Here is a 12,508-nt window from a genome sequence, read left to right as displayed (position 1 = left end):
CGGACGTGAACTAAATGAACGCAAGGGTGACCGCCCTCACAGCGCGGGGGGATAGTCACGGCATCCCCCGAACCCCCGGACGTGAGCCGCACGCCGGTGATGCCGACGAAGACGTCAAGGAGGGCAGCCGTGGCCGCCAGCACCCCCGATACGGCATCCGCCGTACCCGCCGCCAAGCGGGACCGCACGCACTACCTGTACATCGCGGTGATCGTCGCGGTCGCCATCGGCATCGCCGTGGGCCTGATCGCTCCCGACTTCGCGGTCGAACTGAAGCCCATCGGTACCGGCTTCGTGAACCTGATCAAGATGATGATCTCGCCGATCATCTTCTGCACGATCGTGCTCGGCATCGGATCGGTCCGCAAGGCCGCCAAGGTCGGCGCCGTCGGCGGCATCGCCCTGGGCTACTTCACGGTCATGTCGCTGGTCGCCCTCGGCATCGGCCTCGTCGTCGGCAACATCCTGGAGCCGGGCACCGGCCTCGCGCTCACCGACGCGGTCAAGGAGACCGGTCAGGCGCAGGTGTCGGCGGAGGCCAAGGACACCACCGAGTTCCTGCTGGGCATCATCCCGACCACGATCGTCTCCGCCTTCACCGGCGGCGAGGTGCTCCAGACGCTGCTCGTCGCGCTTCTCGTGGGCTTCGCCCTCCAGGCCATGGGCCCGGCCGGACAGCCGGTCCTGCGCGGTGTCGAGCACATCCAGCGCCTCGTCTTCCGCATCCTCGCGATGGTGATGTGGGCCGCCCCGATCGGTGCCTTCGGCGCCATCGCCGCGGTCACCGGCTCGGCCGGCGTCGACGCCCTCAAGAGCCTCGCCGTCCTGATGCTCGGCTTCTACGTCACCTGCTTCCTGTTCGTCTTCATCGTGCTCGGCGCGCTGCTGCGGGTCGTCTCGGGGCTGAACATCTTCGTCCTGTTCAAGTACCTGATCCGCGAGTTCCTGCTGATCCTGTCCACCTCCTCCTCCGAGTCCGCGCTGCCGCGCCTCATCGCGAAGATGGAGCACCTGGGCGTCAGCAAGCCCGTCGTCGGCATCACCGTCCCGACCGGCTACTCCTTCAACCTCGACGGCACCATGATCTACATGACCATGGCCTCCCTGTACATCGCCGACGCCATGGGGACGCCGATGTCGGTCGGCGAGCAGATCCCGCTGCTGCTGTTCCTGCTGATCGCCTCCAAGGGCGCGGCCGGTGTCACCGGAGCGGGTCTCGCGACCCTGGCCGGCGGCCTCCAGTCGCACAAGCCGGCCCTGGTGGACGGCATCGGCCTCATCGTCGGCATCGACCGCTTCATGAGCGAGGCACGCGCCCTGACCAACTTCGCGGGCAACGCCGTCGCCACGGTCCTGATCGGCACCTGGACCAAGGAGATCGACAAGGAGCGCGTGGGCCGGGTGCTCGCGGGCGAGCTGCCCTTCGACGAGAAGACCCTGCTCGACGACGCCCACGGCGGCCAGGACGCCCCGGTGGTGGAGGTGCCCGAGCAGCGCGAGGAGGGCGAGAAGGAACTCGCCAAGGCCTGACGCCGTCGGCGACACCCACCCCCTGTGCACCGGGTGCCCGGCCCCGCCTGAACCCGGGCCGGGCACCCGGTACCCGCCCCGCCCGCCGGTGGCCGTTCCACCCGGCGGTGTTCGCCCCCCGAACGCCGGGCGGCCGAGTACTCCCCCGTAGCTCGGCCGCCCGGTTCTCCGTCTCCGCCCCGCAGGCCTTCGGTGTTTCGCGCACCGGGGGCCTGCGGCGTTTCCCGGGCACTCGCGCGCCCGCGGTCCGCACTCGCGGGCCCGCCGTCCGGACTCACGCGCCGGCGCGCGCCGGTCAGCCCGGCCCGATGACGCGCCGGTCAGCCCGACGCGTCCGACGCGCCGGACTCGCTCACCTTCGTCACGAGGGCGGTGGCCAGGGTGGCGGGCACACCGGCCGCGGTCAGCGCGGTGACGGCGGCCGAGCGGCCCGCCTCGCGCGTGCTCAGCAGTCCGTCGTTCACGGCCTCCATCAGCGCGAACACGATCTGCTCGTGCACGTACGCCAGCGCCGGCGCCGGCAGGGGTGAGGCGAACGTCCCCTCGTCCAGGCCGCGCTGGAGCAGCCGGATCGTGTCCTCGCGCACCGGGGTGAGCCGCTCCCGGATGCCCTGCATGGTGACCGTGCGCTGGGCCAGCGCGACCAGCAGGCGGTAGCGGTCGGCGATCCGCCACACGGCCAGCACGGACCGGGCCAGTTCCTCCGCGGGGTCCCCGCCGCCCTCGCCCTCCCCCTCGTGGGCGGCGGCCAGCACCGCCACCGCCTCGTCGACCAGCGTGCTGATCAGCGCCTCACGGCTGGGGAAGTGCCCGTACACCGTGCGCCGCACGACACCGGCGGCGCGGGCGATGTGGTTCATGGACGCGTCCGGGTCGCGCAACAGCTCGGCGAGGGCCACATCGAGGATGCGGCGTCGGTTTGCCTCCGCGCGACTGTTGTTACCCGTGGTCATGGCGGCCATTGTGCCTGCCTTCCGTCGTGGCGCGTTCCGGTCCCTCGATTTGCACACGACTGTGCAGCGGTCGTACATTGCACACTGTTGTGCAATTGCCCCGGCGTCGTGCGACCAGAGTCCTGTACGCCGCCGGGTACGTCCCGAGGAAGGCGATCCCCGCATGCGACTCGTCATGACCGAACCGGTGGAACGGATGGCGGGGCCCTACCGCCGACGCTGGTGGGCGCTCCTCGTCCTCTGCCTGAGCCTGCTGATCATCGTGATGGCGAACACCGCCCTCACGGTCGCCGCGCCCGCCATGACCGACGACCTGGGCCTGACCAGCGCCGACCTCCAGTGGGTCATCGACGGCTACACGGTGCCGTACGCGGCGCTGATGCTGCTGCTCGGCGCGATCGGCGACAAGTACAGCCGGCGCGGAGCGCTCCTGCTCGGGCTCGTGGTGTTCGCCGGCGGCGCGGTCTCCGGCTACCTCGCCGACAGCGCCGGCAGCGTGATCGCGGGCCGCGCCGTGATGGGCGTGGGCGCCGCGCTCATCATGCCCGCGACGCTGTCGCTGCTCGCCGCGACCTTCCCGCGCGCCGAACGCGCCAAGGCGATCACCCTGTGGACGGCGACCGCGGGCCTCGCCATCGCGGCCGGCCCGCTCGTCGCCGGCGCGCTGCTGGAGAACCACGGCTGGTCGTCGACGTTCCTCATCAACGTGCCCGTCGCCGTCGTCGCGATCATCGGCGCCCTCGTCCTCGTGCCGCCGTCGAAGGCCGGACACCACGACCGCATCGACTACGTCGGCGGACTGCTGTCGGTGGTCTGGATCGGCGCACTCGTCTACATGATCATCGAGGGGCCGCACTTCGGCTGGGGCCCCAAGGCGGTCGGCGCGGCGGTCGTCGCCGCCGTGGCCCTGGTCGCCTTCGTCCTGTGGGAGCTGCGCCACCCGCACCCGGTGCTGGACGTGCGCCGCTTCTCCGACCGCCGCTTCGCCGGGTCCAACCTCGCCGTGGCCCTGTTCTTCCTGGCCGTCTTCGGCGCCTTCTACTACCTCACCCAGCACCTCCAGTTCGTCCTCGGCTACGACGCCCTCGACACCGGTCTGCGCATGCTGCCCCTGGCCGGCGCGGTCTTCGTCGGCTCGGCCCTGACCGCCTACCTCACCCCGCGCGTCGGCATGAAGTGGACGGTCACCGCGGGCATGGTCGGCGGCACGGCCGCCCTCGCCCTCCTCACCCGGGTCGACGCCACGTCGTCGTACGGCGACTTCGTGGCACCCCTCGTCGTCCTCGGCGTGGCGATCGGACTCGCGCTGTCGCCCTGCACGGACGCCATCATGGGGGCGTTCCCCGAGTCCGAACTGGGCGTCGGGGGCGCGGTGAACGACACCTCGCTGGAACTGGGCGGCTCGCTCGGCATCGCGATCCTCGGCTCGCTGCTGGGCACGTCGTACTCCGACCACCTCGGCGACGCGGCGTCCGGCAGCGGCCTCCCGGCCGGCACCCTCGCCACCGCCCAGGACTCGGTCGGCGCCGGGTACGCCGTCGCGCAGGGCGTCGCCGACCGGGCGCACCAGCTCGGTGCGCAGGCGGCACGGTCCGGCGACCCGCAGCAGGCCGCGCAGCTCAAGGCGCAGGCCGCCGAACTCGCCGAGACCGCCCGCCGGATGGCCGACTCGGTCGGCTCCTCCTTCGCGGACGCGGTGGCCCACACCAGCCTGGTCGGCGCGGTGGTCCTCGGCGTCGGCACCGTCCTGGTGGCGGTGCTGCTGCCGGGCAAGGGCAAGTCGCCGGCGACCGGATCGGAGCAGGCGGAGCAGGCGAATGACGGGGAGCGGGTGTTCAGCCGGGTGCGCTGAACCTCACGGGGTGCCGTCGACGTGCCGGGGGCGCGTCGACGGCACCCGCCGTCGGCCGGGCCCGCGGCCGGTTCACTCCCACGGGTCGGTGATCTCCCGCAGGGCGGTCAGCGCCTCCCGCAGCCGCCGCATCCGGCGCTTGCCCGAGGTGCTCCTCCCACTCCTTCTCCACCGCCGCGACCACGCCGTCGGCGACCTCCTCCGCCGCCCACGCCTTCGCCGCGCCCCTGGCCCCTCCCGCCGGCCCGTCTGGTCGCCGCGGACATCGAGTGGAGCCACGGCGCGGGCAAGGAGATCAGCGGCCCGATCGGCGCCCTGCTGCTCCTGCTGACGGGCCGGGCCGGCGCGGCGGAGGCCCGTCTGACGCGGGCGGTGTGAGGGGGCCCGCCGGCGGAGCCGGGGCGGCGTTCCGCCGGTGCCCCTTGCCTTGACGTCGGGGTCAAGCCGTACGTTCGTGGGCATGCGAATCGGCGAGCTGGCCGCACGGGCCGGAACCACGACGCGGACGCTGCGGTACTACGAGTCGCGGGGGCTGCTGCCCGCGCGGCGCGACGAGCTGGGTCATCGGGCCTACGACGAGCGCGACCTGCGGGCGTTGCGGCAGATCAGGACGTTGCGGGACTTCGGGTTCGAGCTGGAGGAGACCCGGCCCTTCGTGGAGTGCCTGCGGGCCGGGCACCCGGAGGGCGACTCGTGTCCCGCCTCGCTCGCGGTGTACCGGCGCAAGCTGGACGAGCTGGACGCGCTCATCGGGGAGCTGACGGCGGTCCGCGAGAAGGTCGCCGGACAGCTCGTGCGGGCCGAGCGGGCACGTGACGAGCTGGCCGCCGAGGCGCTGGTTCCGGGGGGTCCGGAGCCCGTGTGCGAACTGGAAGGGCGGCAGCCGTGACCAAGGTGGCCGGAGTGGACGAGGTGACCGACGCGGACTTCGGGTCGGAGGTGCTCGCGGCGGATCGGCCGGTGCTGGTGGAGTTCACCGCCGACTGGTGCCCGCCGTGCCGCCAGATGGCGCCGGTGCTCGGGGCGCTCGCCGCGGAGGAGGGCGAGCGGCTGAAGGTGGTGCAGCTGAACGTGGACCGCAATCCCGAGACGACCAACCACTACAAGGTGCTGTCGATGCCGACCTTCATGGTGTTCCGGGCCGGCGAGCCGGTGAAGGCGATGGTGGGGGCCCGACCGAAGCGGCGGCTGCTGGAGGAGCTGTCGGACGTCCTGTGAGCCGACGTCGTACGAGGAAATCCCCCGGGCAATTGCGCCCGGGGGATTTCCTTCGCTATATTCGATGATTCGCGACTTCAGGAAACCCGGTCGCGGAAAGTTCACTGAGCAGAGTATATCCGGGCGGGAGTGGAATTGTCAAACACCGAATTGCACGACGGTGAAATGCGCGGCGAACAGGAATTCATCGACGGGCTGTACGCGCGCGTCGACGCGCTGCGCGGTGTCACCGAGAGCGCCGTCACCGACGCCCTCGCCCAGGGCAACACCTCCAGGCAGGCCCGCCTGGAGCGGGACGTCCTCGTCGCCGAACGCTCCGGACTGCTCGCCGCCCTGAACGCCGTGGACGGCTCGCTCTGCTTCGGCCGGATCGACCTGTCCTCCGGCACCAGCCACCACATCGGCCGGATCGGCCTGCGCCGGGACGACCCCGAGCGCACCCCCGTCCTCGTGGACTGGCGGGCCGACGTCGCCCGCCCCTTCTACCTGGCCACCGGCCACACCCCGATGGGCCTGCGCCGCCGCCGGCACATCACCACCGAGGGCCGCCGGGTCACCGCCCTGCACGACGAGTTCCTCGACCTCGGCGACGCCACCCGCACCGGCCACGAGGACCCCGCAGGCGACGCCGTCCTGCTCGCCGCCCTCGACTCCGCCCGGACCGGCCGCATGCACGACATCGTGCAGACCATCCAGGCCGAGCAGGACGAGATCATCCGCGCCCCGCACCGCGGGGTGCTGGTCGTCGAGGGCGGCCCCGGCACCGGCAAGACGGCCGTCGCCCTGCACCGCGCCGCCTACCTCCTCTACGAGCACCGCGAACTGCTCGCCAAGCGGGCCGTGCTGATCGTCGGCCCCAACCCCGCCTTCCTCGGCTACATCGGCGAGGTGCTGCCCGCCCTCGGCGAGACCGGCGTGCTCCTGGCGACGGTCGGCGAGCTGTACCCGGGCGTGCGGGCGACGGCCGGCGACACCCCGGAGGCGGCCGCCGTGAAGGGCCGCGCCGACATGGCCGACGTCCTCGCCGCCGTCGTACGCGACCGGCAGGCGCTGCCCGACCCGGTCATCGCGATCGAGCACGACCGGGAGGTGCTCATGCTCGACGAGGGCCTGGTGGGGGTCGCCCGCGAGCGCACCCGCGCCGCCAGGCTGCCGCACAACGCCGCCCGCGAGCACTTCGAGGGCCACATCCTCAACACCCTCACCGAGCTGTACGCCGAACGCGTCGGCACCGACCCCTACGACGGCTCCAGCCTCCTCGACCCCAGCGACATCACCCAGATCCGCGACGAGCTGGCCGAGAACCCCGAAGTGTGGGCAGCCGTGGACCAGTTGTGGCCGGTGCTCTCCCCGCGGCGGGTGGTCGCCGACTTCCTCGCCGCCCCCGAGGGCTACCTCTCCGACGAGGACGCCGCCGTCGTCCGCCGCCCGGTCACCCGGGCCTGGACGGTCGCCGACGTGCCGCTGCTCGACGAGGCCGCCGAACTCCTCGGCGAGGACGACCGGTCGGCGCGGGAGAGCGCCGAGCGCGAGCGGGCGCGGCAGGTCGCCTACGCGCAGGGCGTGCTCGACGTCTCCTACGCCTCCCGGACGTACGAGTTCGAGGACAAGGAGGACGACGACCCCGACGCCGGCGAGGTCCTGTCGGCCCACGACATCATCGACGCCGAACGCTTCGCCGAACGCCACGAGGAGGACGACCACCGCAGCGCCGCCGAGCGGGCGGCGGCCGACCGGACCTGGGCGTTCGGGCACATCATCGTCGACGAGGCGCAGGAGCTGTCGCCGATGGCGTGGCGGCTGCTGATGCGGCGCGTCCCGACCCGTTCCATGACCCTGGTCGGCGATCCGGCGCAGACCGCGGAGGCGGCGGGCGTCGGCTCCTGGTCTGACATCCTCGCACCGTATGTGGGGGACCGCTGGGAGCACACCCGGCTGGGCGTCAACTACCGCACCCCCGCGGAGATCATGGACGTCGCGGCGGCCGTCGTCCGCGCGGAGCAGCCGGACTTCGTGCCGCCGAGTTCGGTACGGTCCACCGGCGTACGGCCCTGGGCGCGGGCCGTCGACGACGTGCCCGGCGCGGTCGCCGGGGCGGTGGCGGAGCTGACCCCCGCGGAGGGTCGGCTCGCGGTGATCGCCCCCCGTGACCTGCACCGCCGGCTGGCGGCCCGCCTCGACGGTGTCACCGCGGACGCGGAGCCGGACCTCACCCGCAAGGTCGTCCTGCTGGACCCCCGCCAGTCGAAGGGCCTGGAATTCGACTCGGTCCTGGTGGTGGAACCGTCCCGCTACGGCACGAGCGACCTGTACGTCGCCCTGACCCGGGCCACCCAGCGCCTGGGCGTCCTGCACACCGGGACGCTGCCGGCGCCCTTGGCGGAGTCCCTCGGGTAGGCCCGTGCCCCCGGGGACTCCGCCCCGCATCCCCGGGGGCCGGCTCGGTGGGCGGTACCGGCCGTCCGGCGCCCGGGGGCGGGCACACCGCTACGCCGGGCGCAGCCACACCGTCGACAGCGGGGGCAGCGTCAGCCGGACGGACGCCGGATGGCCGTGCCACGGCTGGGGTTCCGGCTTCACCGGGTCGGCGTGGAACACGTCACTGCCTCCGTACCGCCCGGCGTCCGTGTTGAGCACCTCGAACCAGGCGGGTATGTCGTCCGGCACCCCCAGCCGGTAGTCCTGGCGGACGACGGGCGAGAAGTGCGACACCGCCAGCAGCGGCGTGCCGTCGGCGTCGCGGCGCAGGAACGCGAGGACGTTGTCGTCGGCGGCGTCCCCCACCACCCACTGGAAGCCGTCGGCGACGGTGTCCCGCTCCCACAGCGCGGGCGTCGACCGGTACACGGAGTTCAGGTCACCGACCAGCTCCCGTACGCCCCGGTGATCGGCCGCCGCCCCGTAGGCGGGGTCGAGCAGCCACCAGTCGGGCCCGCGCGCCTCGGACCACTCGGCCCCCTGCGCGAACTCCTGTCCCATGAAGAGGAGTTGTTTGCCGGGGTGGGCCCACATGTACGCCAGATAGGCCCGCAGGCTGGCGCGTTGCTGCCACCAGTCGCCCGGCATCTTCGACACCAGCGACTTCTTGCCGTGCACCACCTCGTCGTGCGAGATGGGCAGCACGTAGTTCTCGCTGTAGGCGTACACCATGGAGAAGGTCAGCTCGCCGTGGTGGTACTTGCGGTACACGGGCTCGTGGCTCATGTACTGGAGCGAGTCGTGCATCCACCCCATGTTCCACTTCAGCCCGAAGCCGAGTCCGCCGAAGCCGCTCGGCCCCCGGTGATGCGTCGCGCGCGTCACGCCGTCCCAGGCCGTGGACTCCTCCGCGATGGTCACGACACCGGGGACGCGCCGGTACACGGTGGCGTTCATCTCCTGGAGGAAGGCCACCGCGTCGAGGTTCTCCCGGCCGCCGTGCTCGTTCGGCGTCCACTGGCCCGGCTCGCGCGAGTAGTCGAGGTAGAGCATGGAGGCGACGGCGTCCACCCGGAGTCCGTCGATGTGGAACTCCTCGCACCAGTACACGGCGTTGGCCACGAGGAAGTTGCGCACCTCGCGCCGCCCGTAGTCGAACTCCAGCGTCCCCCAGTCGGGATGCGCGGCCCGCAGCGGGTCCTCGTGCTCGTAGAGGGGTCGCCCGTCGAACTCCGCCAGCGCCCATTCGTCGCGCGGGAAGTGCGCCGGCACCCAGTCCATGATGACGCCGATGCCCGCCCGGTGCAGGGCGTCCACGAGGAAGCGGAAGTCGTCGGGCGTGCCGAGCCGGGCCGTGGGCGCGTAGAACCCGGTGACCTGGTAGCCCCACGAGCCGCCGAAGGGGTGCTCGGCGACCGGCATCAGCTCGACGTGCGTGAACCCCAGCTCCTTGACGTATGCGGGAAGCTGCTCGGCGAGCTGACGGTAGGTCAGTCCGGGTCGCCAGGACGGCAGGTGGACCTCGTAGATCGACAACGGTGCCTCGTGGGCAGGGCGTTCCCCCCGACTCGCCAGCCACTCCTCGTCGCCCCACTCGTAGTGCGAGGACTCCACCACCGACGAGGTGGCCGGCGGTATTTCCGTACGGCGGGCCATCGGGTCGGCGCGCTGGGTGCGGGAACCGTCGGGCCGGGTGATGTCGAACTTGTACAGTTCGCCCTCGCCGATCGCGGGCACGAACAGCTCCCAGACCCCGGAGGAACCGAGCGACCGCATCGGGTACCCGATGCCGTCCCAGAAGTTGAAGGTGCCCACGAGCCGCACCGCGCGTGCGTTGGGCGCCCACACGGAGAAGCGGGTACCGCCCACCCCCTCGTGGACCATCGGGTGCGCGCCGAGCACCGTCCACAGTTCCTCGTGCCGGCCCTCCCCGATCAGATGCAGGTCCAGGTCGCCCAGCGTGGGCAGGAAGCGGTACGGGTCCTCGGTCTCCTGGACCGTCCCCTCGTACGCGACGACCAGGCGGTAGGCCGGGACCTCCCGCAGGGGGAGCAGGCCGGAGAAGAAGCCGTCGCCGTCGTCGTGCAGCTCGGCCCGCAGCTCGCCCGTGACGACGGTGACCGACAGGGCGTGGGGGCGGAAGGCCCGGAAGACGATCCCGCCGGGCGCCGGGTGCGCGCCGAGCACGGCGTGCGGGTCGTGATGGGTGCCGTGCAGCAGCCGCTCGCGGTCGCCGCCGTCCAGCGCGGGGGAGAGGGCGACTTCGACGGGCCCGGCCTGTGCGGGCTCGGCCGAGGACGGGACGGGGGGCCGGGGCGCGCGCCCCTTCGCGGGGGCGGGCGCGGAGGCGGGTGCCTTCTTCGCGGCACGTTTCGCCGGGGCGGCCTTCTTCGAGGCGGCCGTCTCCACCCCTGCCGTCTTCGCCGCGACCGCCTCGGCCACGGTCTTCTTCGTCGCGGTCTTCTTCGCCACGGTCTTCTTCGTGACCGCCTTCGCCGCGACGGCCTTCTTGGCCACGGCTTTCTTGGTGACGGCCTTCTTGGCCACGGCCTTCTTGGTGACGGCCTTCTTCGCCACGGCCTTCTGCGCCGAGGTCTCCCCGGCGGCGGCCGTCCCCCCGGCGGCCTCCTGAGGGGCGGCCTTCCGCCCGGAGGCCTGCACGGCGGCAGCCGCTGTCCTCCTGCCCCCCGCTTTCCTGGCCGCCGCTTTCTCGGTCACCGTCTTCTCGGCCACCGTCTTCTCGACCGCGGCCTTCGGGGCCGGGGCCTTCTTCGGGTCCTTCGGGTTCCCGGAGTCGGAACCGTGGGGGGACGGGGGGCTGGGAGTCACGGGGAAAGCCTCCTCAGGACGGGTCGGATGCGGCGAGCCGACGTATCGCGGACAGCGGGACGGAGAGCCAGTCGGGGCGGTGCCGGGCCTCGTAGACGACCTCGTAGACCGCCTTGTCCGTCTCGTAGGCCCGCAGCAGTACGGGGTCGGTGCGGGGGTCGGTGCCGGACACCTCGGCGTAGCCGGAGCAGTACGCGGCCCGGCACACCTCGGCCCAGCCGGGCGCCGGCGGGTCGGCCGAGAGGGCGGCGTAGTCGAAGGAGCGCAGCATGCCCGCCACGTCCCGGACGGCCGGCTGGGGCATCCGGCGCTCGGCCAGCGGGCGGGCCGGCTCGCCCTCGAAGTCGATCAGCGACCACTGGCCGGAGGGCGCCCGCAGGCACTGCCCGAGGTGCAGGTCGCCGTGGACGCGCTGGGCGGTCCAGGTCCGGCCCTCGGCCGCGAGGTCGGCCAGCGCCGAGAACGCGGTGCGCAGGCCGGGGGCGTAGGGGCGCAGGGCGGGCACGGCCTGGGCGGCCGCGTCCAGCCGCTCGGTCATGCCGTCGACCAGCGGTCCGAGCTGGGCATGGCCGAGGGTGGCGGTGGGCAGGGCCCGGGCCAGCGCGGTGTGCACCTCGGCGGTGGCCCGGCCCAGCGCCCGGGCCTCGGCTCCGAAGTCCTCGCCCTTGGCCAGCTCCCGCAGCGCCAGCTCCCAGCCGTCCGTCGCGCCCTGCACGAACGGCTGGAGGACACCGAGGACGTACGACTCGCCGGCGCCGTCCTCCAGGTCCGCGTGCAGCCATGCCGTCGGCGCCGGCACCCGGGAGGATCCCTCGCGGGCCAGGGCCAGCGGCAGCTCCAGGTCGGGGTTGATGCCGGGGACGACCCGGCGCAACAGCTTGAGAATGAACGTATCTCCAAAGACGACCGACGAGTTCGACTGCTCGGCGGTCAGCCGGCGTGGCACCAGACCGGCGCGTATCTCCTGCGCGGGGTCCCGTTCGCAGCGCAGGACGCCGATCCGGGCCTCGGTGCGCAGCGCCTCCAGGAGGACCTCGGCGGGCCGGGTGTCGTACAGGGCGTCGTAGACGGTCCGGCCGCCGAGCGGTCCGTCCGACACGTGCCCGATCAGCGCGGGCGCCAGCCGGGGCGGCAGCGCCTCGCGCGCCCCGATCAGGAGCTGGTAGCAGTCGCCGGGCACGGCGCCCTGGTGCGCGCGGACCAGCAGGTGGTAGAGGCCCAGCCTGGACGCGGCGGGCAACAGCTCGGTGCCCGCCACCAGCGAGAACCCCGTGACCGGACTCCCCTTGCCGGCGAACCAGCGCTGCCGTGGCAGCCACTCGCGCAGCAGGGGGGCCAGTGACGCGAGGAGCCCGGGACTGGTCGTGCCGGAGAGTGTGACCGTTTCCGCCATGGCGTCACGTCCTTTCCCCGGGGGGTCGGGGTGTTACTGATGCGTGCCCCGGGCGGGGCAGGAGAAACCGCCCCGCCCGGGGGTACTAGACGGTCTCCCTGCGCAGTCGGAACCAATAGAAACCGTGTCCCCCGAGGGTGAGCAGATATGGCAGCTCACCCACGGCCGGAAAACGGACTCCGCCGAACAGCTCGACGGGATGGCGCCCGCCGAACCGGCTCAGGTCCAGCTCGGTGGGCTGGGCGAAGCGGGAGAAGTTGTGGACGCACAGGACGAGGTCGTCCTCGTACTCGCGCAGGAAGGCGAGGACGGCCG

The 12,508-nt window shown here is 72.7% G+C and carries 9 protein-coding genes; 5 read left to right on the top strand and 4 right to left on the bottom strand.

Annotated elements, in window-relative coordinates:
• Positions 1 to 129: 129 nt before the first annotated feature.
• The gene (locus AB0N31_RS05430; protein WP_366057037.1) at positions 130 to 1,530 is read left to right on the top strand and encodes a cation:dicarboxylase symporter family transporter; all 1,401 of its coding nucleotides are present in this window, start codon (positions 130 to 132) and stop codon (positions 1,528 to 1,530) included.
• Positions 1,531 to 1,850: 320 nt separating this feature from the next.
• On the opposite strand, the gene AB0N31_RS05425 is transcribed toward AB0N31_RS05430, so the two are convergent.
• Positions 1,851 to 2,492, bottom strand: coding sequence for a TetR/AcrR family transcriptional regulator (locus AB0N31_RS05425; RefSeq protein ID WP_366057036.1), 642 nt, complete (start codon positions 2,490 to 2,492; stop codon positions 1,851 to 1,853).
• Positions 2,493 to 2,646: 154 nt separating this feature from the next.
• Between AB0N31_RS05425 and AB0N31_RS05420 the strand changes: the two genes are divergently transcribed.
• From AB0N31_RS05420 to AB0N31_RS05405, 4 genes are all read left to right on the top strand, one after another.
• On the top strand, positions 2,647 to 4,335 hold the full coding sequence (locus tag AB0N31_RS05420; protein ID WP_366057034.1) for an MFS transporter: 1,689 nt from the start codon (positions 2,647 to 2,649) through the stop codon (positions 4,333 to 4,335).
• A 460-nt stretch (positions 4,336 to 4,795) separates the two neighbouring features.
• Entirely contained in the window at positions 4,796 to 5,224 is a 429-nt protein-coding gene (locus AB0N31_RS05415; protein ID WP_366057033.1) for a MerR family transcriptional regulator, read from the top strand.
• On the top strand, positions 5,221 to 5,553 hold the full coding sequence (gene trxA / locus AB0N31_RS05410; RefSeq protein WP_366057032.1) for a thioredoxin: 333 nt from the start codon (positions 5,221 to 5,223) through the stop codon (positions 5,551 to 5,553). The genes AB0N31_RS05415 and trxA overlap by 4 nt, the downstream gene beginning before the upstream one ends.
• 165 nt (positions 5,554 to 5,718) lie before the next feature.
• Positions 5,719 to 7,950, top strand: a complete 2,232-nt coding sequence (locus tag AB0N31_RS05405; RefSeq protein WP_366057031.1) for a UvrD-helicase domain-containing protein — start codon at positions 5,719 to 5,721, stop codon at positions 7,948 to 7,950.
• A 90-nt stretch (positions 7,951 to 8,040) separates the two neighbouring features.
• Here AB0N31_RS05405 and glgB read toward each other — a convergent pair whose 3' ends face one another.
• The 3 genes from glgB to AB0N31_RS05390 form a co-directional block, all read right to left on the bottom strand.
• Entirely contained in the window at positions 8,041 to 10,800 is a 2,760-nt protein-coding gene (gene glgB / locus AB0N31_RS05400; protein ID WP_366057030.1) for a 1,4-alpha-glucan branching enzyme, read from the bottom strand.
• A gap of 13 nt (positions 10,801 to 10,813) precedes the next feature.
• Positions 10,814 to 12,193: a phosphotransferase gene (locus AB0N31_RS05395; RefSeq protein ID WP_366057029.1), complete on the bottom strand. Its 1,380-nt coding sequence runs from the start codon at positions 12,191 to 12,193 to the stop codon at positions 10,814 to 10,816.
• Positions 12,194 to 12,278: 85 nt separating this feature from the next.
• On the bottom strand, positions 12,279 to 12,508 hold a 230-nt coding region (locus AB0N31_RS05390; RefSeq protein WP_363093035.1), incomplete at its 5' end, for an alpha-glucosidase C-terminal domain-containing protein.

Origin of the sequence: Streptomyces sp. NPDC051051 (assembly GCF_040682975.1) — a bacterium.
Lineage (GTDB): Bacteria > Actinomycetota > Actinomycetes > Streptomycetales > Streptomycetaceae > Streptomyces.
This window is presented reverse-complemented; position numbering and strand designations above follow the sequence as displayed.